We start from the raw sequence: 21,575 nt of genomic DNA, 5'->3' as shown, positions 1-21,575 counted from the left end.
CATAAACTAATATCATTAGTTAATATATTATTACAATTAGTTTGACTGGAAGGGGAGTGTTGTTATCATGATGATTATAATGAAAGCCGCCAATTTAGGCTTACGTTTTTTGTTAGAACTTTGCATCCTTGCTTCTCTTAGCTATTGGGGATTTCATGTTGGCAAAGGAGCGCTGCTCAAAGGCGTTCTGGGCATTGGCACTCCGCTGCTAGCAGCCATCCTATGGGGCATGTTCGTTTCCCCGAAAGCTTCAATAACCGTCTCTCAGCCTCTTCAATTTTTCATCGAACTTGCTATTTTTGCTGTTGCCATTACTGCTCTTTACGTAACTGGCAAGCATTTTCTCGCTATTTGTTTCGCCCTTTTTTACATCCTTCATCGCATTCTGATGTTCCTCTGGGAACAATAAATAGCCTTTACATCTTGGCGACAAGCAGCCCATCTTTTACAACAACGGTATACGCGGTTAGACCTTTCGAAGGCACGTTCAGACAAACGCCTGTATGAGAATCGAATTCCCAACCATGTAAGGGACATACCAGCTCCCCACCTTCCTCTTCTACCAAACCCCCAGCATGCGGACATTTGCGCGACACTAAACGATAGCTATTAGGTTCGTCGTTTTTCAAAATCCAGTACTTTTGGCTTTCAATCTCAACTTCTGCGGGTAGATCTGTGAAACGTTGTTCGGGACCCAGTTCAATTTCTTTCATCCTAATCCTCCTAGCAAAATGTTGATTACTACCGTCTTATTAGTTTATCGCAATCCGCATGCTTCTACACATAATTTCCCACAATGTTACGATAGGATGTCCATAATCTTTCGGTACAGTAAGGGTGTAAGGGAAATGAATAACATTCCCTACAAGCTACATATATCGAGAGGAGTTTTTAAAATGAACACACAATGGAAAAAACGCGCAGCTCAAACTAGCTTGCTAGCCGTAATCGCAACTATCGCCTTCGGAGCCGTAAGTGCATCCGCAGCAGACACGACCAAAGAAACCAAATCGATCCAAGGGATTCAAATCTCAAAACCTGAAGGCAGCAAACCAGTCATGATGTTCCGTACAACTAGCGCTAGCGCAGGTTTACTGATGCTGCCAACTCATGAGCGAAACTACTGGAAGCTGCTTGCCAGTACCTATGCACCAGAAACTCTATCTGACTGGAAGAAAGCGTTAGAAGATCGCAAACAGGTAGAAAGTGAGTTTCCAAAGCCTACTTTTTCTAAAAAAGTGATCATTAAGAAAGATGCTGAAACCGGTAAAACAGATGAGAAAGTCCTGACTGAAGACGATGCGCTTCAATTAGAAGGGCTCCCAGCTTCCGTTACTGCCGCCCCTGCCCTTCCTTCTGCTACCATCAATTCAGATGGTGAAATAACGCCGCCTACAAAAGATATCATGATCAAACAACTGGTTACCCAAGCACTTCCACTTGAGGGTGCTGTAGCTGGTGATATAATGAAAGCGGAGCTACCCGAATCTTTCAAACGCCAGCAGAAATTAACGGAAGCTGTGGAAGCTGATGATGCTGAGGCGATTAAAAGCCTATTGCCGGAATTGTTGAAGGATTATGTGAAGCAAACCGAAGAGCTTCGCGAGTTGACGAAGAAATTGAAAACAGAAATTCCAGCACCCGCTGAGAAATAAAGATTGTTTAGCTATTTGAATCTAGTGGAACCGGTCGCATTTTTAAGCGGATCGGCTCCACTTTTTCCCTATGTAGTTAGGAAAGTAGGAGATTGTAAATGTATCATATCTATCTAGTGGAAGATGAAGAGGATTTAAGAGGCGTGCTGGCCGCATATTTAGAGAAAGAGGGGTGGCAAGTGCGCTCGTTCCCTGACGGAACCTCAGCCCGAGAAGCAATCTCGGAGCGGCCGGACTTGTGGGTCCTCGATATTATGCTGCCCGGCGTGGACGGTTATCAATTGATGCGGGAAATCAAGGCGGATCAACCGATGCAGCCTGTTATCTTTATTTCCGCACGGGATGCAGATATTGATCGGATTATTGGACTGGAGCTAGGAAGTGATGATTATCTAGCCAAGCCTTTTTTACCGCGGGAACTCGTGATTCGCACACGTAAATTGCTTGAACGCGTCTATGGGGAACGGCTCGGCGGATCCCTGACAGCCGCCCAAGAACGCCGCGTGAAACTGACCGTCGGACCCTATCTGATCGATGAGCAAGGCCGCATCGTGACCGACGCCGATGGAACGAATCCGGAGCTTACGTCGAAGGAATTCGAACTGCTGCTTTACCTGGTGAATCACCATGGACAGGTGCTTGAACGTCAGCAGGTGCTTACCGCTGTCTGGGGCATCGATTACTTCGGTACGGATCGCGTCGTTGACGACTTGGTGCGAAGATTACGCCGGAAGCTGCCGGAATTGCGACTTGAAACCGTGTATGGTTACGGATATAGGATGGTGAAAGCATGAGAATGCGTCTGGGAAATTGGCCTCTTGCGGTCAAGCTATGGGGGGCGTTTGCCTCTTTAACACTTTTGATTTTCACACTGCTCGCTATCCTGCTTCCTTGGACACTGAAGGGATTTTTCACTGAGCAGCTGTATGATATTTTACTCGATACACAGAGCGGTCTTCGTGTGGAAAGCAGCAAAGCGGCGACTTTTGCAATCCCTGCTGAGCCAACCATTCAACTCCCGGTTTCTAGTTTTGTCCAGGGTATACCTATGGACAAGCGCATTTTGGTTGTACCGAAAATTGACAATGAAGCAAACAACATCCTTCCTAATTCATCTCTGGCGACACGGGCAACTGCGTCTATTCAAGGGACATTTAGCGGACCAGCGATTCAGCATTTCATGATAAGCGGCACTGCCAGCGATCAAACATGGGGTTCGAGCGCTACCATTAGCGAGCCATTCATGCAGGCTATGGAGCATGATGCCTTCGCACAACAGCTGCCCGTAGAAAAATATACGCGGAATATTGAGAACAAGAGTATCTTCTATGTCATTCGCAAAGAAGGTGATCTAACTAAGCCCAACTTCATCGTCTCGTATGCTTGGGGAAACTATCGCAACGATCTCGTGATGACGATGTTTGGCCGGCTCATGCTGCTGATGGTAGGTCTTATTGTCATTAGCTGGCTCCCCTGTCTGGGAATAGCACGCTACTTCACACGTCCACTCGTACAGATGGAGCGTCATGTCGGGCGGATGGCCGAACGTGATTGGCACGAGCCTATCACGACAATCCGCAAGGATGAGATTGGCCGGCTAGCCAAAGCGATTGAATCCATGCGGCAGCGGTTAGTGCGGCAGGATCGGGCGCAGCAGTTCTTCCTCCAGCACACGTCTCACGAGCTGAAGACGCCTGTGATGGTGATTCGCAGCTATGCGCAATCCATACAAGACGGCGTTTATCCGAAGGGAACCCTCAATGAAAGTGTTGGCGTTATTATGAAAGAGGGCGAGCGGCTGGAGAAACGGATTCGCGACTTGCTGCTGCTGAATAAGCTGAACTATTTGACGGCCCGAGAGAAGCCCTTTCAGCCTTTTGAGATCAATGTTGTCATCGAGGATGTGGTTGAGCGACTGCGGTATCGTCGTCCAGAAATCAAGTGGGAGATGGATCTCGCTCCACATACCACACTAATCGGTGATCAGGAACAGTGGAAAATAGCCTTGGAAAACATGCTAGACAACCAACTCCGCTATGCCAAAAGCTGCATTCGCATCCTGGTCAAATCACAGTCACTCGACAATGCGAATGCGATAAAAGGGCAACCCTCTTTATCTCAGTTTTGCATAAGTAATGATGGCCCGCTTCTTGATCAAACCATCGCGGACAGCCTTTTCGAGCCCTTCCGCTCCGGCGGCGATGGCCAATTCGGACTTGGCCTCGCCATCGTGAAACAAATTATGGATCATCACGGCATGACCGTTCGCGCGGCGAACCAGAGAGATGGCGTATCCTTTTATATCGAGCCAGGGAAGCATGCGAACAAATCACCCGTTCCCAAAGTTTCATGACAAAAAAGCACAAGCAACAGGGTAACCAATTCCTGCTCGCTGATATCCTCCTAGTTTATAATTAAAGTGAAGGGCCGTACACTTTAACATTTCGACTCTGAGTGCTATTATATTTGTATACGAATTTTTTGATAAGTACTCACTTTGAAGTAGTATAGATACATTTAAGGTATATAGGTACTATAAAGTACCCTTATTTTCAAAAGGAGGTTTACTACTATGGCCTATAATGTTCCAGTTGAAGCCACACTTGATGTGATCGGTGGTAAATGGAAGGTCGTAATCTTATGTCATTTGGACAAAGGGGACAAACGAACAAGCGAGTTAAAAAGGTTAATGCCCGACATTACACAGAAGATGCTTACCCAACAGTTACGCGAGTTGGAACAAGACGGAATGGTGAAAAGAACAAGTTATGATCAAGTGCCACCAAAAGTGGTCTACTCCTTAACTGATTATGGTTGGTCTTTTAAACCCATTCTCGATGCCATGTGTGCCTGGGGGGAGCATCATATGAAAGAAAAAGATATGGCTCCAATACTAACTCATTAGTTTGATCACTGAGCTAAGATGGTTTAGAAGTAACTATTCTCGGGAGGTGTTTGCTTTGAAGATCATGATTTCAGCTTCGGAAGCAATGGAAAAAGGGGTCTGGTCAGAGATACTTCGTCTCTTCGGGAGAGATAAAGATGAGGAGATATGGCCTCAGGAGGTGTTTATTTTAACGGAGGAGCAGGCTCTTAAGTTGAATCTTATAAAGAAATAACTTATAACGGTGCTAAAGAAGACCATCCAATGGGCGGTCTTCTTTTTAGTGTTTCTAGCCTTCATGGACTACCTATTCACAATCCTGTTAAAGGAGCTAACGCACAAAACATAATAGCTCAGATAGATGGCAGCATAAGCAATAATGGAAGTCAGGATGGGAACGATTAAATTGCCTCCGATCAGCTGGATAGTGGTTAGTGCCTTTAGGATCATTACAGTGTGTAGAACTCCGAGGATCAGAGGCAGCATAAACACGAATAACGTCTGTTTGGCTACGGTAGCCCGTATTTCTTTCCTGCTTACGCCAATTTTGCGTAAGATATCGTATCGGTTTTTGTCCGCATGGGCATCGGTCAACTGCTTGAAATAAATCATACAGCCTGTAGCCGCAAGAAACACAAGCGCCAGGAATCCTAACGTGAATATATTCATACCTGCCGATTCCAAACCCTGACGATACTGATAATAGTAGGTGGACATCTCGTTCTTATCGGTTTTCAGCTTCATCATTGCCTCAGAGTTTTGATTGGTTGTCTGTTGATCTTTCACTTTATATGCTTTGTAAGTCACGGATTCAGAGCCTTGGAGCAGCTTGGTATATAAGCTATCACTGACAATAAAGCTTAAGTCAGGAAAGCCCCATGGTAATACTCTTCCCTCTATTAACTTCGAAATAGGTAATGAGACATTTCCCCCACCATTCCCAAAAGTAATAAGGTCCCCTTCCACATCGGATGCGGAAAAGCTAGCATACTTAGGCTTAATTACTGCAATCTCATTGTCATTAAGCTGGATCTGACCCTCTCGGTTTAAAGCCTCTGAGGTTTGGTTATATGTGTTTGCCGACAATAGCTTAATAGGGACCGCGTTCGCTTGATAGCTGGATGGATGATAATAGAAGTCGGTCAAATCCGCCGTTACCCGAATAATTGGAACATCTAGCTTTTCAGTTATAGGATGCTCTAGAGCCTTATGAAGGATCTCGCTTATTTGCTTATCGAAGCTTTCACCTTGCGAGATATGCATGAAGCTGAAAGGTGCTTCCTCTTCAGCTTCTTTCGTAAGCGTATAATAGGCGCCTGAACCTACGGTGACAGCGCACAGCGTTAGCGCACTTAATAATGCAATCATCGTGAACATGCGCGTATTTCCTTGGATGCGGTAGAGCAATTGTGAAGTGCTAATGATATTCATGCCCTTGTAATAATGGGACCTGGTCTTCTGAACTAGCTTGAGCAGATAGACAATAGCAGAGCGGAATAGCAAATACGTGCCTACGATAATACTGCCGAGTATGAGTAAGAAGTTTCTCCCCATCTGCGTACCCGTTGTCATGGGTTGGAACACAAGCCAGTACCCGAATGCCAGCAGTAGGACAGCAATAACCGCCGTAAATGCTGATGGTTTAGGCACGTGCTCTCCTTCTTGCTCGGCTTGGAACAACTGAACTAACTGAAACCGATAAATCAGGCGATAGCTATGAATGGACGTCAAGAATATAATAACCGCAAACACAATAACCGTGTTAAGGATGGCATCTGGAGAAATGCGGAAACTCACCTCGACAGCCGAATCCAGCAGCTTCAGAAACATCATCGCGAATAGTTTGGATAATAACGTTCCAAGAACGATACCTACGGCAACAGCACCTGCTCCCATTAACATATTTTCGTAAAACAGCATGGTCCCGATCGTTCTTTTCCTCACGCCTAGCAGCGAGTACAAACCCACTTCTTTCTTTCGTTTTTTGGTGAAGAAGGAATTGGAGTACCAAATAAATATGGCCGCAAATAAGATCAGAATAATGGACGCCTGAGCAAACACCGAACGCATACCTTCCCATTTTTGCACATTGGCAGCAATCTCTTGGCTATACCTTAAGGAAACGAATGTGTAGTAGATGACAACGCTAAAGATCATGGAGATAAAATAAATCAAATAATTTTTGAGGTTACCTAGGACATTTCTTTTGGCTAGGCTAAATAAGGTCACTTGCCCCACCCCCTAGTACCGATAACACATCCATAACCTTGTTGAAAAACTCCTTTCGCGAAGATGATCCCTTCACAAGCTCCGTAAACATTTTGCCATCCTTAATGAAGAGTACCCGAGTGCAGTAGCTGGCCGCGAAGGCATCGTGCGTAACCATCAAAATGGTGGATTTATCTTGAACGTTCAATTGCTGCAAGCTTTCCAAAAGCTCTGTCGCCGACTTCGAATCAAGCGATCCGGTCGGCTCGTCGGCCAATACCAAGCTGGGGTTAGATACGATCGCACGGCAAGCGGCTGTGCGCTGCTTCTGTCCACCGGAGATTTGATACGGATATTTGTCAACGATCGCATGAATGCCGAACTTCTTGCTGATCACGTCTACTCTGCGCTCCAGTTCGTCAACTTTCGTCTTCGCAAGTGCGAGTGGCAACAAAATGTTCTCCTTAACAGTAAGTGTATCCAGTAGATTGAAATCCTGAAAGATGAACCCTAGCTTCTCGCGGCGAAAGGCGGATAGCTGTCCCTCATTCATCTTCATCAAGCTTATTCCGTCAACGACGATATCTCCAGAAGTCGGCTTGTCAATCGTTGCCAGCATATTAAGCAGTGTGGTTTTGCCGGAGCCTGATGGCCCCATGATGCCTACGAATTCGCCTTCCACAACAGTCAGATCAATTTCCTGCAAAGCGGTAAACACATTTCCTTTAGCTCCATATACTTTCTTAATTTGTTTGGCTTCAACTATCGTTTTCATAAGGTTTTCCTCCATAATCGCGGCTTTAATCTTGATACTCTTATCCTACTACGCTCTGTTCCGACCAACCATAGAAGAAGCTTACATCCCCAAGATGTTACCTTACAATTTTGTCACGATTGTGCTAACATTTCTGGTAAAAGTTCCTTTCGTTAGGGGTTTGGAGGAATTGGCTGTGAAAATCATGATCGTAGAAGACGATAAAACGATACGGGATATGGTAGCTGAAGCGTTAGGCCGGTGGGGGTTTGAGATGGTCATCGTAGAGCAGTTCGATACGGTACTCCCCTTTTTCATCAAGGAAAATCCTCATCTCGTGTTAATGGATATTAATTTACCAGCGTTCGATGGCTTCTACTGGTGCCGCCAAATCAGGGAATTATCCAACGTGCCCATCCTATTCATATCTTCCCGCAATACACCAATGGATATGGTCATGTCTATGAACATGGGAGGAGACGATTTCATTCAGAAGCCGTTCTATATGGATGTGTTGGTAGCTAAAATTAATGCGCTGCTCCGAAGAACCTACTCCTACATGGAGACTAGCTCTAACGTGATGGAGCATGACGGTGTTGTCCTCAATCTGAAAGATGGAGATGTTGCTTGCGGAGATCGGAAAGCTGAGCTGACCAGAAATGAATTCAAAATCTTAACCATTCTCATGCAGCATCAAGGAACGATCGTCAGTCGTGAACAGATGATGCGAGGCCTTTGGGAAAACGAAAGCTTTGTTGACGATAATACGCTAACCGTTAATATTACCCGCCTGCGTAAAAAGCTTGCCGAGCTTGGGAGGGACGAATTCATCACAACCAAGAAAGGGCTAGGGTATATCATCCCATGAATTTCATCCAATACCTGAAGGATAAACGATACTTTTTTGCGGTATACGGTATGATGATGCTTTTCGTTTCCCTGATCATGTTCGTTAGCGTGAATGGGCAGGATGCTATTAACGATATTGTGTATGCGAATACAGGCTGTTTCTTTTTCGCTGCTTTATATGTAACGATTGGCTACCTCTATCGAAAGTCCTTCTACAAGGAACTCAGTGAGTTAGTTGGCAACAAGCAGGAGGATTGGGCAATCGCCGCTATGCCTGAACCTCAAAACACGACGCAAGAACTCTATCTCAATCTGCTGAATCAGCTATATCTCGAACAATCCAATGGGACTCTTAAGCTGCAAGGCGAAATCAAGGATCATCAGGACTTTATTCTATCGTGGATTCATGAAGTAAAGCTGCCTATAGCAGCAAGCCGTCTGATCATGGAGAATCGTGCGGGGAAAACAGCGGAGTATCTCGTCGATAAGCTTGAGGACGAACTTAGCAAAATCGATAGCTCCGTCGAGCAAGCCCTCTACTATTCACGGATCGATTCGTTCTCAAGGGATTACTTCATTACTGACGTTCCGCTGCCGATCATCGTGAAGGAAAGCGTTAAGAAAGTTGCCAAGCTGTTTATTAATAAACGCATACGTCCGAATATGGAAGAGCTGAGTCACTCTGTGAATAGCGACAGTAAGTGGCTCTTCTACATTGTGAACCAGGTCGTTGCAAACTCCTTAACCTATACGGAGGATGGAGGCAGCATAACCTTCCTATCAGAGGAAGACGAACAAGAGAAACGCCTGCTTATCCAAGATACGGGAATCGGTATTAAGTCAGCGGATCTTAGGCGCGTATTCGATAAGGGATTTACGGGTTCAATAGGAAGAACCCATAGTAAATCCACGGGGATGGGACTATATCTGGCTAAGCAGATGGCGCTCAAGCTTGGGCACGATCTATCCATTCAGTCATCGGAGGGCCAAGGGACGACTTTAATCATTCATTTTCCGAAGGTACGGAATTATGATGACTTGCGATGAAACGCTGATAGGGCATATTTCATCCACTTTAGCGGACTGTCGTTCCGTTAAGAACAACACTGCCAAAAAAGGACCTCCACCTAATGGTGGAAGTCCTCGTAGATACGTGTAAACATAGCAAAGCAAAAAAATGCCCCCGATAACTGGGAGCATTCCTATCACATCACATTTAAGCTTTGACTTTTGCTTTGATCTCTTCAAGCGGCTTGTGGTTACCGTATTTCGGATACTCACGTGTGGATGGAGCCGCCCAGTGAACCGCATTGCTGATAACGCGGCGGATTTGCTCATTGTAGTAAGTACGGTAAGTCTCGTGCCCAGGACGGAAGTAGAAAATCTTCCCATTGCCGCGGTTGAATGTGCAACCACTGCGGAAAACTTCGCCGCCTTCGAACCAAGAAACCATGATCAGCTCGTCCGGCTGAGGGATATCAAAGTGCTCACCGTACATTTCCTCTGCTTCAAGATCGATGTACTCGCCGATGCCTTCAACGATTGGATGACCCGGAGCAACAACCCAAAGACGTTCCTTCTCATCAGCTTCACGCCACTTGAGGTCACAAGAAGTGCCCATCAGCTTTTTGAACACTTTGGAGAAGTGTCCGGAATGCAGCACGATAAGTCCCATGCCTTGCCATACACGTTTTTGAACGCGGTCTACGATCTCGTCCTGCACTTCGTTATGCGCCTTATGTCCCCACCAGATGAGGACATCTGTGTTATTCAAGACTTCTTCGGACAAGCCGTGTTCAGCATCATCTAATGTTGCATACGTGACATCAACTGCTCCGCTCAAGCCTTCACCAATTGCCGTATGGATACCATCTGGATACGCTGCGCGTACGACTTCATTTTCTTTTTCATGACGGAACTCGTTCCAAACCGTTACTCTAAGCTTCTGACTCATCTTCTTATTCCCTCCAAGGTAGCGTATTCATTCATACTTTTGAGTATAGTCACTCCCTCGCCGAAAATAAAGGCAAGATCCTGCCTAGTTCTTATTCAATAGTGTCCTTCCCAATCAAACAATGTTATACTCATTACTGATAAACCTTACATTTCACCACTTTTTACGTATTCAAAAATGTCTTTCACAGTAGTGAGGTATACATATCCATGGACCCTTTACATAGCTCTAGCACCTTCACCGAAATTATTAATGAAGAAGTCATTTACCAGAACCCTTTGCTCTTTTTGAAAATTTGGGAAATGAGTTCTGACACCCCGCAATTCGGGCCTCCTACTCCTTGGCGTTGGCATTCACATATGCAAGTTGAATTTCTTGTGGTCATAGAAGGGCAACTCGGCATCCAAACGAAGCACGTTTATACGGTGATGGCGCCTGGAGATGTCATCGTCTTAGGCTCTTCCCAGCCGCATCGTACGTATAAGCACTCTGCGGATGCCTTGCGACAGATCGTTTTTCAGATTGATCTAAAGCAGCATTTTGACCTTAGCACCATGCCCTACCTGCACTGCTTCTCGGAGCTGACTCATCCACTTGAGCAATTTAATGAGCTGTTTCAAGGCAATGCTGCCGTCAAACAAGCTGCTTACAACCTCATCATGCAGATTTACGAAGAGTCGCAATCCCGCAAGATTGGGTACGAGTTGGCAATCAGTGCAGCGATCAAAAATCTCTTACTTTTAATGCTGCGTAATGACAACCGAGATTTCTCGGCTCTTGCCGAGGACTCCGGCATTTCTCGCGTGCGTCCGGCGCTCGACTTTATCGACGAGCATCTGAGCGAACGGATTTCGGTCGAAGACATGTGCAGTGTACTCAATTTGAGCTATCATTACTTTATTAAGTATTTCAAAAAGGTGATGGGGATATCCTTCGTCGATTACGTTAATTACAAGCGGATCAAAAAAGCCGAGCGTCTCCTTTTAACAGGCGACCTCAGCATTATGGAAGTAAGCTTTGAAGTAGGCATACTGAATATGGCGCAGTTCTACAAGCTGTTTAAGCGTCATAACCAATGCTCTCCCAAAGAATTCAAACAACGCATGCGCAGTCAATCAGGGTTGACGCCTTTGCTGGCGCAAGCGGACTAGCGCACTTGCAAAATAGCCTCCACGGGAATCCCGCTGGAGGCTTTGTTATATCCATCAAGGCAGGAAGCCTTGTTGGCTGACAAACACACGCTCCTGCGGGAAATGCCGCAGGAGCTGTTCGCGCACGCGCTCGTACGCATCCCGACTGTACCAGTCTGGCAGCTCCAGCGCGTCATAGATATGGCGCACGCCGATGCGTTCCGTGCGCTTGCCCCCACTGCCATCGCCCATGAAGTAATCGTCGATGCACACCCGATCCACGATGCCCGCAAGCAGCTCGGCGAAATGCTCCGAGCTCGGCAGCGCTGGCGCTATCGTGGCCTGCACCGGAATGCCGTGAGCTGCGAGCTCGCGGAGGGCATTTAACCGCGCCGGGATCGGCGGCGCGGACGGCGTGAACGCTCGGCGTATATCCTCGCGGTCGGTCTCGACCGTCATGCTGACTCTTACGCATTCGCCGAGCCGCTTTAGTATATCCGCATCCCGTGTCACGAGCGGGCTGCGGGTCTGAACGAACAAGAAGTCCGGCGGATTCGCGGACATCACCTCAAGGAGCGAACGGGTGATTCGCTCCTTGTATTCGATCGGCTGGTAGGGATCCGTGGCCGATGACATGAAGATCGTAACCGGCCCTTTGCTCTTCGCTTTGGCCAGCTCCTTCGCCAGAAGCGCGGCCGCATTTTCTTTTACATCGACCCAACCGCCCCATGCATCGCTGCGGAATAATGCGACCGGCATCTGCCGCACGTAACAGTAGGAACAGGCGAAGGAGCAGCCGGTGTAGGGGTTTAACGTGTGTGTATACCCCTTAAGAAAGCCGCTCGCTTTCGTAAGCAGCTGTTTCGCCGTCTTCTGGTTTACGTCAACCTTCATAGTCTCACCTCCACTTTTCCCTTCTTAGAACATATCCTAGTAAACAAAGATATCGTATCATCTTATTTCATTTCATTTCATCTCATTTATGTGCAGCCATATCCGATCATAATCCTGCTCGCTCCAACAACAGCAGCTTCTCCTTATTCCGAAGTCCACCGCGGTAGCCAGTTAGCGACCCATCCTTCCCGACAACACGATGACACGGCACCACGATGAGCACGGGGTTAGCCCCAATGGCAGTGCCTACGGCTCTAACTGCACTTATTCTATCTAATTCTTGGGCTACCTGTGAATAACTAAACGTTTCCCCATGCGGAATCTCATGGAGAACACGCCACACCGACTGTTGAAACGTAGTACCGCGCAGATCCAATGGCAATGTAAATGCCGTGCGTAGTCCTTTCAAGTACTCCTCTAATTGAAGGATATAGGGCTGCAGCTTCTCTGCATCCTTTACCCAGTTAGGCTCAGGCAGCTGCGAACGAGCCCATTTCACTAATTCCAACCGCGCACCCTCATCTACTCCACCTGCAGGATTTTCCTCATGAAATTGTAAATAGCAAAGCCCCTCATCCGTTGCCGCCATCAAAAAGTTATTCTCCAGCAAACGAACGACTCCCCAGTAGATCGACTTGGTCGGTTTGGCTTGCATCTCTGACTTCGCCCGCTTTGTTTGCGATTCTGACATTGCTCGCTCGGCTTGCATCTCTGGCTTCGCCTGCATGGTTTGCGCCTCTGACATTCCCCGCGTAGTTTGTACCTCGGCCACCCGCATAGTTTGCATCTTCGAACCCTCCTCGGTTATGTTTAGATTGATTTTATTTGACGGAATTCCGTTGGCGAAAAACCGGTCTTTTTTTGAAACATGGTGGCAAAATGTGCCGCATTCGGGATCCCCACTTGAACACCAATCGCATTCACAGGAGCATTCGTCTCGAGTAACAGCCTTTTGGCCGCTTCGATGCGAACTTGTTGAAGATACGTTAGAGGCGTGATTCCCTGCAGGCGTTTGAAAGTCCTTTGCAGATGATAAACGCTCGCATAAAAGTGTTCTGCCAGGATAGTCAGCGTCAGCGGCTCGGCATAATGTTCTTCGATGTGAGCCGCCATAAGCGATACCCATTCTTCATCAGGCAATCTCACGCCGTCTGGTCTGCACCTTTTGCAGGGACGATAATTTTCCAAGAAAGCCGCTTGGCGGTTCCCAAAAATCCGGACATTCTCCTTCTTGGGCAGCCTTGATTTGCAAGACGGCCTGCAGAAGATCCCAGTTGTCGTCACCGCATAATAAAACGTACCATCATAAGCCGCATCATTTGCAACAATCGCTTTCCAAAACCGTTCTTGCATGACTACCGCTCCTCTCAGCTCCATTTCCCTACTAGCTCAGTATACCCAAACCATGCTGCTCTTGTAAGGGAACGGAAATGAGAAAGCAAGATTACGAAAGCCGCCTTCAGCGATAATAGAGGAAGAAACTTCATCAGATAAGAGGAGAACTTAACATGCCACATCTTCAACCTTTTGACCCTTCTATCCTAAAATGGTGCGAGCAGACGAGCTCCCTCACGCTGCCGCTTCCTGATCATTTTCGATATGAACAAAATCTCGGTTACCTATCCCGATCAACCAATGAATGCTTATTCCATGTGGATAACTTAGCTATTTACAAGCTGCTTCCGTTTGGGGATAACCATGTCCTAATCGCTGTCAACAGTGAGGATAACTCGCGGCTGAGCATTCAGCTAATCCATAGTCTCAACGGTACCCTCACCCCCTCCATTCGTGAAGACGTGGCTCGTTATGTGTGGGAGTGGTTTGACCTTGGCACCGAGCTTACGCCGTTCTACGAGTTGGCCAAGCGCGATCCTCTGCTGAAGCAAGTCACTCAGAACTTTTATGGGCTTCGCCTGATGGGGATTCCAGATCTATTCGAGGCGATGAGCTGGGGCATAATCGGACAGCAAATCAACCTGACTTTTGCCTATACGCTTAAAAGACGTCTTGTTGAAGCCTTTGGCACGCGGCTAGATTGGGAAGGACGAACATACTGGGCATTTCCTACTCCAGAGCGAATCGCCGATCTCACACCTGATGCCTTGACTACCTTACAGTTCACGGGTAAAAAGGCTGAATACTTAATCGGCGTTGCCAAGTTGATGGCGGAGGGGCTGCTTGTTAAAGAGGAGCTGCTGAGGCGGAACGATTTTGTCGATATAGAGAAAGAGTTGTTAAGTATTCGCGGCATCGGTCCGTGGACGGCCAATTATGTGCTGATGCGCTGCTTGCGGAACCCTGCTGCTTTCCCTCTTGCCGACGTTGGCTTGCACAATGCTCTGAAGCATGTGCTTGGCTTAGAGCAGAAACCGACAATTCCTCATATTCGACAGCTTGCTGAAGGATGGAATGGGTGGGAAGCGTATGCGACTTTTTATTTATGGCGTGAATTATACTAACCGAAATGATGCGATTACATGAGACTACCCTACGGATAACTAGACTAAGGTCCTGACCAAAACTTGACTTTCTGATGGTTCATAGCTTTACTTGAAACAGGTATAATGTTGTGTAAGAAGGTTCTTTCCTGCGTAAATTAGAGATATTCAAGTAAATTTCTACAAAAAATATACGTTTTTTTGTTACAAGGAGAGCATAAGTCATGAAGTTTATGGGACTAATTGAACAGTTATTTGCACAATTTGGCTATTGGGTATTGTTGATCGGTCTGCCATTAGACGCTATTGCGCTTCCGATTCCTCCGGGAAATACGACGATGACGTATACGGGTTTTTTATCTTATAAAGGGGTGCTTAATTGGTTCTTAGCCATGGTCGCGGCCTGGATCGGAACGATGATAGGCATGACGATTACCTATTGGATCGGATATAGACTGGGCACGCCTCTGATCGAACGTTATGGAAAACTTCTGTTTTTGAAGCCCGCACATCTGCAGAAATCTAAAGAATATTACGCGAAGTACGGAAACAAATTGCTGCTTTTCAGTTATTTCATACCGGGAATCAGACAATTTATCTTTTATTTTGTAGGCATCATCCGCGTTCCATACCGAATTTTTGCTTTATACGCCTTCATAGGCTCAGCTCTATGGGTGGTTGTATTTTTCGGAATTGGTTACCTTTTCGGTGATCAGTGGCTTATCATTTTTTTGTGGGTTGAAAAGTTTTTGATTTACACCTTGATTGGGTTGTGCATTGCGGTGGCTATTTTTCTCCTTCTCAAATGGCGTAGTCGTTTGAAAACGGGGCTGCAAAAGCCTCAACGCTGAAACGGCCTAAAGAAAAGTAATATTTCACCTTTTATATCAAACAGAACTCGCCTATGTATACGAAAAAGGTTGCCCCTTCGGTCTTAGTAAGATCGAAAGAGGCAACCTTTATTTGATTTTATTATGGAGCTGCCTTTGTACGGGTGATTAAAATAAAACATAGGATCGCTCCTAATTCCATCACAGCTATGATGATGCCTAACGGAACCGCGGTTTGACTGCCGCCAATACCGACCAGTGGAGCAACTAGGCCTCCTATGATAAAAGATAGCAAACCTAACAATGCTGCTGCGCTGCCTGCTGTTTTCCCTTGATTTTGAAGAGCTAGGGAGGAGGTTGCTACAGAGACAGGTCCTACGCTAGAAACGATGAAGAAAAAAGCAGCCAAAATCGCATATAACCCTGCCCCGATAAGGGTAGAAATGAAAAGTAACAAACCGCCGAAAGCGGCAATAGCCAGTCCACCAGCTAGCAATCGATGATTGCTTACTTTGCCTGCCAGTTTGCCCGTGATTTGACCGGCAATGATGACTCCCAGACCGTTAATCGCGAAGCAAAGACTGAACATTTGCGGGGAAACATCGAAAATATCCTGCAGTACGAACGGGGAACCCGATATATAGGCAAACATGCCGGCAAAAACGAGTCCTTGTGTTAACGCATAGCCCATGAACATACGGTCCGTGAGCAGGCCGCCGAACGTTCGCAGCGTGTTGGTGAGTCCACCTTTGGAACGACGCTCGGGCGGGTGCGTTTCCTTCAAGCCCAACACCGTTGCAAAGAGCATAACCACGCCGATCAGGCTCAAAACAAGAAATACGCCACGCCACGAGGTGAACTGCAAAATTTGTCCACCTACGATTGGAGCAAGTATAGGTGCGGCCCCATTGACCAACATTAAAAGTGCAAAAAATTTCGTCAGCTCCACACCTTCATACATATCACGAACAATCGCACGGGAGATGACGATGCCAGCTGCGCCAGCCATGCCTTGAACGAAACGCAGACCCAGAAATACCCAAATCGTTGGCGAGAACATGCATAGAACCGAGGAAATCGCATAAATAACGAGTCCGATCAGCAGTGGCATTCGCCTTCCGCGCACATCGCTCACCGAACCGGCGATGAGCTGACCGATCGATAGGCCGAGCATGCAGGCGGTTAAACTCATTTGTGCCAGCGAGGTGGTGGTATGAAGATCATTCGCGAGCACAGGCAGCGCGGGTAAGTACATATCGAGCGAGAGCGGGCCGAAAGAAGCCAGTGCACCGAGCACGAGCACGATCCATAAACGGTTTGAACGACTTACAGATAGTCTCGCTTGGGAAGCAATAGGATTAGACATCACGTATCACAAACTTTCATTCGTAGTAAATTTACGCTACCATCGAGATGCGGTTTTGTCTAGTAGGTAACTTTTACAAAGGAGTGCGGACGAAGAACGTCGACATCCTCGCTCGAAATAGATGAGATAGAGCAGAACATTCATATTAAACAGGCATTGAGTTTACTTTCTGATAGAACTATTTAATATCTAAATCCTCTCGAAACTCCAATCACTAGCCCCCGCTAGTGGCATTTCTTTTAATAAAAAAACTCCCCATTTTCATGGGGAGTTCGATTTATGTAGTTTGTTGTGTATCAAAGTTTGATGCTGGGTTACCGTATCCATCGAGCTTTTCGTCACCAATTATATCGACAAACTCTTTTGCTCCTTCTGGTACAGAGAAAATATCCGATGCCTCAACAGTCGTTTCTAGATTTTCTTCAAACATTTCTATATCCATTTTATGCCTCCTTCAAGAATAATATTGATATTATGTACCAACATTTCGCAGAACATACAGTGAATAATTTCAAGGCTCAGGAAAGCCATGTGAGGCCATTGAAATCATCCTCCACGAATCTTCACCAGTCACTCTATCAAACTTGCTATGCGCGGCATCCTCATGTTTGTCACAAGCATGCAGTTCATAGGCAACATTTCCGATTCGAAATGTGGCTGGTTGATCGCAGTAAGAGCATATTACCGTATTTACTATTCCTATTCCCATGCCCATTAACACCACCGTTCAATACATCATATAACGACCATGATGCCACCTTCTATGCATTTTTATACATAGAACACAAAAATCCAGCCGACCGTTAAATTGCGAACTAGTGGGGTAAGCCACCCTAGTGCGTACAGCCTACATGAGGAGCCACTCCGAATCAAGAAATCTCTCCCGTCCACCAAACTCAGACGAAAAAGAGCCTCCAACAACTCCACCGGAGTCGTTAAAGGCCCTTTTTCCCGAACGTCATCTCTTACTTCGTTACTTACTTTAACTCTAACTTAGTTACTTACTTCATCTCTTACTTAGCTACTTACTTTGTTACTTACTTCGTTACTTTCACCGTGATCTTCTCGCTCGAAGTGACACCACCCGCATTGACCAATTCACTGCGGTATTCATAGACGCCAATGGCTCTGCCAGCAATCGTCGACACGGCGCTTTGAGCACTTGGAGAAGCTGCATTTAAGCTCTTGGTTTCGATCAATATACCATTTTCGTATAGTCGATACTCGGTAGCGTTGGTGCCCCACCACATGTTCATCGTCACCTTGTAGTTGCCATCTCCATCCCAATTATCTTGAGATAGTACCGGTTTACCTGGCGATGCGTCTGTAATATTGACCACAAGTAGGTTGCTGGTTGTCGTTCCGAAAGAATTAATAAGTTCACTTGTATACGTATAGGTACCGTTCGCTTTGCCTTTCACATCTACTTTAACCACTTGCGCTGCTGGAGACGCGTCTGTCAATGTTTGCGTACTAATGAGTACGCCATTTTCGTACAGCTTGAACAAGAAGCCGTTATTCCCCCACCACATGTTCATCGTGACGGTATAGTTACCATCTTTTAATCCAGTCGCATGACCGCTGTTATCGGACAAAACTGGCTTACCTGGTACCCCAACTGATAACGGCTTTACAACCGTGATAGTTATAGCGTTGGTTTGTACTGTTATTCCATTCAGCGTGACTGCAGCTGTAATTTGTGCAGTACCTTCTGCCAAAGCGCTAACTTTACCTTGTGCATCTACGGTAACTACCGCTCCATTGCTTGTGTTGTAGGAAACTACAGCACCACTAAGATCAGCTGGCGTTCCGTTGCTTAATGTACCAGTAAGGTGAGTAGCCGTCGTTTCACCCGGTTTCAGAGACACCACGTCCGCAGCAAGGGTAGCTTGACTGAACGTAACACTCTCACTCACGTTGAATGTTTGTGTCGACTGCACCAAATTGCCTGCTGCATCCACTACACTGTATTGCACCGTATGTGCACCTAGTGCCAGACTTCCCGCAGCAATGGTTTGACCGCTAGTAATCTCAGTGCCATCCAAAGTCAACGTCTGCGTTGCCACACCGGAGTGTGCATCTGTACTGTTCAAATCAAATCTCAGTGTATCCGCATCTGTCACATCCGCCACAGTGTGACCGGACTCCGTCAAAACAGCCACAGGTGCTGTTTTATCTAATTTCACCTGCAAAGATTTCGCCGCTTCTACATTTCCTGCTGCATCTGTAGAGAAATATCCGATCGTACTCGTTCCTTCGTTTTGAATGACAATGGGTGCAGCGTAAGCAGCCGCAGTCCCACCATTGATACTGTATTCGGTCCCTACTGCACCCGCTGATTCATCCACAGCCGTCAAGGTAACCGTCACATCTTCTTTATACCAGCCCTCGCTATTTGGAGCACCCGACAATGCCGCAGTCGTCACAGGTGCTACTGTATCAGCCACTACGGTGAAGTCGCTCAATCCTCTTGGTTTCAGTTGGAATACACCTTTGAAAATGGCAGCGACACCTTTGATATTCACGGTTTGACCTGCCTGGTACGGGAACGTACTTTGTGTTAATCCAGTCCGTGCATCAACCCGAACATGATTGCTTACCGCTCCGCTAACCGCATCAAATTCAAAAGAGCCAGTCGGTGCAGCACTAATGATATTATTGATAGTTACATTGCTGAGCTCAACCAGTTGACCTTGATTCTCGTAAGTTACAGCTGTTACAACCACAGGTGCAGGCACAGCAGCGACCCCGGTTTTGGCAATTTCCACTGGATCCGTCAACTCGAACTCTGTGTTAAATAGCGCTGTCGAAGCCGTCACCTTCACGGTATCTCCAAGATGGAATCCACTCAAGCTCTGGAACACGTACATGCCGCCGGTAGCATCCTGCAAGTAAAAAGATTGCCCGCCAAAAGATCCAGGCTCCGTAGTAACAACGCCTTCCACAGTGACCAATGTACCCACTGATTTACTGCGAGCTTCCGCTACCGTTATCTTCGCCGGAATCGGATTCTCTTCTTCCGGTAACGGTTCAGCCGGAACATTCCCAAGTGTAACAGCTTCGGTCTTCAAGTTTGTTCCGTTTTGACGCAGCCTCAAGTTGGCCGCAGCCGTAGTTCCTGGCTTAATTCGCACTTTCAAATCTTTGGTAGCATGTCCGTTAATATCTGAGGTCACGCTAAACGTAGAGCTGTACCCATATGCAGCAGGCCATGTGCCGTCTGCATTTTGAATCATGGCTATTTGAGTGCCCCCGCTAACCAAATAAATACCCACACTGAACCCCGCTACAGTCGTAGACGCCGGCAAGTTATCCACAACTACCCGCACTGGGAAGTCCACTGCATTGGGGAGTATTGCTTGATGCACAAAGCTGTAAGCTGCACTAGCAGTTGCTGCAGGTCCGCCGTATGAGCCCGGTTTAAATGTACTGCGGTCATACCATTTGTAGCCTGCGTTTGGCGCAGCCCAAGGCTCTGGCTGTGGTTCCGTTGACGCAGCCGGATCTTCAAAAGGCAGCAGCGCCGTCGGTTGATCCAATTGCAAGCCGCTAACCTGGGATAAGCCTGTATAGCTTTCTTTCTTCGAGAGCCAGTTCACCATATTTACAAGCAGCACACTATCATTCTGCTCTTTAAAGCCGTCATAGGTCGTCTTCTTCGCACCCGTATCTTCACGCACATATTTTGGTGTCACGTCTTCAACCGGTGAGGAGTCGCCGATAAATCCAGCCTTGCCTGCACCCGCTTTGGCAACAGCCACATAAGGACCTTCGGCAATACCGCCTCCGTTATATACACCTTGATCCACTGCATTCGCCCAAGCATCGCTCGTTTGAGGCAGGTATACAATCCCCTTCGCCTTTGCCGGGTCAAGAATGGCAAGTGTTGAACCTGCATGCATAGCCACTGTCGAGACACCGCTTGTAATCCCAAAAGCTTGCTCTGGCGCTACAATCTGATTCGCTGTAATATCACCCAATGCGTTATAGCGGAAACGCACTCCGAACTGAGTAGCCAACCAATCCGAACTAGCTACATCCTGCATCGCCGATGAAGCGATTTCTTCTGTATTCATTCCACTGGCTGGGTTCGTCCATGCCCCTCTGCGGTAACCATTGAATACTTCCGAACCGTCCCAACGGTTCTTGTTGCGGTCTGCATTATAGTGATCTCCGATGAAGAAGATACTACCGCCTCCCTGCACGTATTGCTCCATGGCAGCCTGCTCGCTTGTCTTATAAGGAACATTTGCCTCCGCAACGACGAACACATCGTAACCGCTCAAGTCACTCAAAGTAATCGGTGTCGTTTTGCGCAGCTCTTTCACATAATAACCATTATTCGCTAAAGCGTTGGCGAAATCGGAAAAGGCGCCATCAATAACCCAATCGGCCGCTCCAGCGGTTTGTTCATGTGTATTATCGAAAAGCACCTTTTTGCCAGCATTTTCATTCACAACTTTGGCTTCAATGAATGGAGCCGGATCAGTCGGTCCTTCCGCCATAACAGCTTGCCAGCTGCTTGTGGCCAATACTTGAAACGGTAACGCGATTGTTAAGGCAAGTGTTGTTTTCAAAAGTTTTGCTTTCCATCCCGATAGCCTACTCATTAC

21 protein-coding genes are annotated in these 21,575 nt (G+C 46.9%); 11 read left to right on the top strand and 10 right to left on the bottom strand.

Going from position 1 to position 21,575, the window contains the following annotated elements; all coding sequences use genetic code 11:
- Window positions 1–67 precede the first annotated feature (67 nt).
- Entirely contained in the window at window positions 68–409 is a 342-nt protein-coding gene (locus QFZ80_RS36890; RefSeq protein WP_307550226.1) for a YrdB family protein, read from the top strand.
- 7 nt (window positions 410–416) lie between these two features.
- Here the strand turns inward: QFZ80_RS36890 and QFZ80_RS36885 are convergent, their stop codons facing one another.
- Window positions 417–713 carry a Rieske (2Fe-2S) protein gene (locus QFZ80_RS36885; protein ID WP_307563568.1) on the bottom strand — a complete coding sequence of 99 codons (297 nt, stop codon included), beginning with the start codon at window positions 711–713 and terminating at the stop codon, window positions 417–419.
- A gap of 183 nt (window positions 714–896) precedes the next feature.
- On the opposite strand from QFZ80_RS36885, the gene QFZ80_RS36880 reads away from it, so the two are divergent.
- From QFZ80_RS36880 to QFZ80_RS36860, 5 genes are all read left to right on the top strand, one after another.
- Window positions 897–1,655 carry a hypothetical protein gene (locus QFZ80_RS36880; protein ID WP_307563567.1) on the top strand — a complete coding sequence of 253 codons (759 nt, stop codon included), beginning with the start codon at window positions 897–899 and terminating at the stop codon, window positions 1,653–1,655.
- A 98-nt stretch (window positions 1,656–1,753) separates the two neighbouring features.
- On the top strand, window positions 1,754–2,449 hold the full coding sequence (locus tag QFZ80_RS36875) for a response regulator transcription factor (RefSeq protein ID WP_307563566.1): 696 nt from the start codon (window positions 1,754–1,756) through the stop codon (window positions 2,447–2,449).
- Complete coding sequence (locus QFZ80_RS36870; protein WP_307563564.1) at window positions 2,446–4,008, top strand: HAMP domain-containing sensor histidine kinase; 1,563 nt, start codon at window positions 2,446–2,448, stop codon at window positions 4,006–4,008. Before QFZ80_RS36875 ends, QFZ80_RS36870 begins: the two co-directional genes overlap by 4 nt.
- Before the next feature lie 219 nt (window positions 4,009–4,227).
- Entirely contained in the window at window positions 4,228–4,560 is a 333-nt protein-coding gene (locus QFZ80_RS36865) for a winged helix-turn-helix transcriptional regulator (protein ID WP_307438239.1), read from the top strand.
- Window positions 4,561–4,615: 55 nt separating this feature from the next.
- Window positions 4,616–4,774: a hypothetical protein gene (locus tag QFZ80_RS36860; RefSeq protein ID WP_307556132.1), complete on the top strand. Its 159-nt coding sequence runs from the start codon at window positions 4,616–4,618 to the stop codon at window positions 4,772–4,774.
- A 68-nt stretch (window positions 4,775–4,842) separates the two neighbouring features.
- On the opposite strand, the gene QFZ80_RS36855 is transcribed toward QFZ80_RS36860, so the two are convergent.
- Together QFZ80_RS36855 and QFZ80_RS36850 are read right to left on the bottom strand one after the other, a co-directional pair.
- Window positions 4,843–6,768, bottom strand: coding sequence for an ABC transporter permease (locus QFZ80_RS36855; RefSeq protein ID WP_307563563.1), 1,926 nt, complete (start codon window positions 6,766–6,768; stop codon window positions 4,843–4,845).
- Complete coding sequence (locus tag QFZ80_RS36850; protein WP_307563562.1) at window positions 6,755–7,522, bottom strand: ABC transporter ATP-binding protein; 768 nt, start codon at window positions 7,520–7,522, stop codon at window positions 6,755–6,757. Before QFZ80_RS36850 ends, QFZ80_RS36855 begins: the two co-directional genes overlap by 14 nt.
- 175 nt (window positions 7,523–7,697) lie before the next feature.
- On the opposite strand from QFZ80_RS36850, the gene QFZ80_RS36845 reads away from it, so the two are divergent.
- Together QFZ80_RS36845 and QFZ80_RS36840 are read left to right on the top strand one after the other, a co-directional pair.
- On the top strand, window positions 7,698–8,369 hold the full coding sequence (locus QFZ80_RS36845) for a response regulator transcription factor (RefSeq protein ID WP_307563561.1): 672 nt from the start codon (window positions 7,698–7,700) through the stop codon (window positions 8,367–8,369).
- Window positions 8,366–9,397, top strand: a complete 1,032-nt coding sequence (locus QFZ80_RS36840) for an ATP-binding protein (RefSeq protein ID WP_307563559.1) — start codon at window positions 8,366–8,368, stop codon at window positions 9,395–9,397. Before QFZ80_RS36845 ends, QFZ80_RS36840 begins: the two co-directional genes overlap by 4 nt.
- A 169-nt stretch (window positions 9,398–9,566) precedes the next feature.
- Here QFZ80_RS36840 and QFZ80_RS36835 read toward each other — a convergent pair whose 3' ends face one another.
- Window positions 9,567–10,304 carry a ThuA domain-containing protein gene (locus tag QFZ80_RS36835; protein ID WP_047678043.1) on the bottom strand — a complete coding sequence of 246 codons (738 nt, stop codon included), beginning with the start codon at window positions 10,302–10,304 and terminating at the stop codon, window positions 9,567–9,569.
- A gap of 209 nt (window positions 10,305–10,513) precedes the next feature.
- Between QFZ80_RS36835 and QFZ80_RS36830 the strand changes: the two genes are divergently transcribed.
- Window positions 10,514–11,455, top strand: a complete 942-nt coding sequence (locus QFZ80_RS36830) for a helix-turn-helix domain-containing protein (protein WP_307550235.1) — start codon at window positions 10,514–10,516, stop codon at window positions 11,453–11,455.
- Between the two features lie 54 nt (window positions 11,456–11,509).
- Here QFZ80_RS36830 and QFZ80_RS36825 read toward each other — a convergent pair whose 3' ends face one another.
- The 3 genes from QFZ80_RS36825 to QFZ80_RS36815 all read right to left on the bottom strand — a co-directional run bounded on the left by QFZ80_RS36825 (window position 11,510) and on the right by QFZ80_RS36815 (window position 13,681).
- Complete coding sequence (locus tag QFZ80_RS36825; RefSeq protein ID WP_307563558.1) at window positions 11,510–12,328, bottom strand: SPL family radical SAM protein; 819 nt, start codon at window positions 12,326–12,328, stop codon at window positions 11,510–11,512.
- 106 nt (window positions 12,329–12,434) lie between these two features.
- Complete coding sequence (locus QFZ80_RS36820) at window positions 12,435–13,115, bottom strand: methylated-DNA--[protein]-cysteine S-methyltransferase (RefSeq protein ID WP_307550237.1); 681 nt, start codon at window positions 13,113–13,115, stop codon at window positions 12,435–12,437.
- A 23-nt stretch (window positions 13,116–13,138) separates the two neighbouring features.
- A complete protein-coding gene (locus QFZ80_RS36815; RefSeq protein WP_307550238.1) occupies window positions 13,139–13,681 on the bottom strand; it encodes a bifunctional transcriptional activator/DNA repair enzyme AdaA in 543 nt (180 codons plus the stop codon).
- A gap of 155 nt (window positions 13,682–13,836) precedes the next feature.
- On the opposite strand from QFZ80_RS36815, the gene QFZ80_RS36810 reads away from it, so the two are divergent.
- Together QFZ80_RS36810 and QFZ80_RS36805 are read left to right on the top strand one after the other, a co-directional pair.
- The gene (locus QFZ80_RS36810; RefSeq protein ID WP_307563557.1) at window positions 13,837–14,787 is read left to right on the top strand and encodes a DNA-3-methyladenine glycosylase family protein; all 951 of its coding nucleotides are present in this window, start codon (window positions 13,837–13,839) and stop codon (window positions 14,785–14,787) included.
- A gap of 203 nt (window positions 14,788–14,990) precedes the next feature.
- Window positions 14,991–15,617 (top strand): DedA family protein, encoded by a 627-nt coding sequence (locus QFZ80_RS36805; RefSeq protein ID WP_307550240.1) that lies wholly within the window; start codon window positions 14,991–14,993, stop codon window positions 15,615–15,617.
- 121 nt (window positions 15,618–15,738) lie between these two features.
- Here QFZ80_RS36805 and QFZ80_RS36800 read toward each other — a convergent pair whose 3' ends face one another.
- The 3 genes from QFZ80_RS36800 to QFZ80_RS36790 all read right to left on the bottom strand — a co-directional run bounded on the left by QFZ80_RS36800 (window position 15,739) and on the right by QFZ80_RS36790 (window position 21,572).
- Window positions 15,739–16,962 (bottom strand): multidrug effflux MFS transporter, encoded by a 1,224-nt coding sequence (locus tag QFZ80_RS36800; RefSeq protein ID WP_307563555.1) that lies wholly within the window; start codon window positions 16,960–16,962, stop codon window positions 15,739–15,741.
- A 277-nt stretch (window positions 16,963–17,239) separates the two neighbouring features.
- Entirely contained in the window at window positions 17,240–17,404 is a 165-nt protein-coding gene (locus QFZ80_RS36795) for a hypothetical protein (RefSeq protein WP_307550242.1), read from the bottom strand.
- Between the two features lie 595 nt (window positions 17,405–17,999).
- Window positions 18,000–21,572, bottom strand: coding sequence for an OmpL47-type beta-barrel domain-containing protein (locus QFZ80_RS36790; RefSeq protein ID WP_307563553.1), 3,573 nt, complete (start codon window positions 21,570–21,572; stop codon window positions 18,000–18,002).
- Window positions 21,573–21,575: the final 3 nt, after the last annotated feature.

Source organism: Paenibacillus sp. V4I7, assembly GCF_030817275.1.
GTDB lineage: Bacteria > Bacillota > Bacilli > Paenibacillales > NBRC-103111 > Paenibacillus_E.
Note: the sequence above shows the minus strand (reverse complement) of the source record. Positions and strands in the feature narration are given on the sequence as shown.

Excerpts from the sequence above, each read along its gene's own strand:
- QFZ80_RS36890 (WP_307550226.1), top strand. The coding sequence starts at position 68 with ATGATGATTATAATGAAAGCCGCCAATTTAGGCTTACGTTTTTTGTTA.
- QFZ80_RS36885 (WP_307563568.1), bottom strand. The coding sequence starts at position 713 with ATGAAAGAAATTGAACTGGGTCCCGAACAACGTTTCACAGATCTACCC.
- QFZ80_RS36880 (WP_307563567.1), top strand. The coding sequence starts at position 897 with ATGAACACACAATGGAAAAAACGCGCAGCTCAAACTAGCTTGCTAGCC.
- QFZ80_RS36875 (WP_307563566.1), top strand. The coding sequence starts at position 1,754 with ATGTATCATATCTATCTAGTGGAAGATGAAGAGGATTTAAGAGGCGTG.
- QFZ80_RS36870 (WP_307563564.1), top strand. The coding sequence starts at position 2,446 with ATGAGAATGCGTCTGGGAAATTGGCCTCTTGCGGTCAAGCTATGGGGG.
- QFZ80_RS36865 (WP_307438239.1), top strand. The coding sequence starts at position 4,228 with ATGGCCTATAATGTTCCAGTTGAAGCCACACTTGATGTGATCGGTGGT.
- QFZ80_RS36850 (WP_307563562.1), bottom strand. The coding sequence starts at position 7,522 with ATGAAAACGATAGTTGAAGCCAAACAAATTAAGAAAGTATATGGAGCT.
- QFZ80_RS36840 (WP_307563559.1), top strand. The coding sequence starts at position 8,366 with ATGAATTTCATCCAATACCTGAAGGATAAACGATACTTTTTTGCGGTA.
- QFZ80_RS36835 (WP_047678043.1), bottom strand. The coding sequence starts at position 10,304 with ATGAGTCAGAAGCTTAGAGTAACGGTTTGGAACGAGTTCCGTCATGAA.
- QFZ80_RS36830 (WP_307550235.1), top strand. The coding sequence starts at position 10,514 with ATGGACCCTTTACATAGCTCTAGCACCTTCACCGAAATTATTAATGAA.
- QFZ80_RS36825 (WP_307563558.1), bottom strand. The coding sequence starts at position 12,328 with ATGAAGGTTGACGTAAACCAGAAGACGGCGAAACAGCTGCTTACGAAA.
- QFZ80_RS36820 (WP_307550237.1), bottom strand. The coding sequence starts at position 13,115 with ATGCAAACTATGCGGGTGGCCGAGGTACAAACTACGCGGGGAATGTCA.
- QFZ80_RS36815 (WP_307550238.1), bottom strand. The coding sequence starts at position 13,681 with ATGCAAGAACGGTTTTGGAAAGCGATTGTTGCAAATGATGCGGCTTAT.
- QFZ80_RS36810 (WP_307563557.1), top strand. The coding sequence starts at position 13,837 with ATGCCACATCTTCAACCTTTTGACCCTTCTATCCTAAAATGGTGCGAG.
- QFZ80_RS36805 (WP_307550240.1), top strand. The coding sequence starts at position 14,991 with ATGAAGTTTATGGGACTAATTGAACAGTTATTTGCACAATTTGGCTAT.
- QFZ80_RS36800 (WP_307563555.1), bottom strand. The coding sequence starts at position 16,962 with ATGTCTAATCCTATTGCTTCCCAAGCGAGACTATCTGTAAGTCGTTCA.
- QFZ80_RS36795 (WP_307550242.1), bottom strand. The coding sequence starts at position 17,404 with ATGGATATAGAAATGTTTGAAGAAAATCTAGAAACGACTGTTGAGGCA.
- QFZ80_RS36790 (WP_307563553.1), bottom strand. The coding sequence starts at position 21,572 with ATGAGTAGGCTATCGGGATGGAAAGCAAAACTTTTGAAAACAACACTT.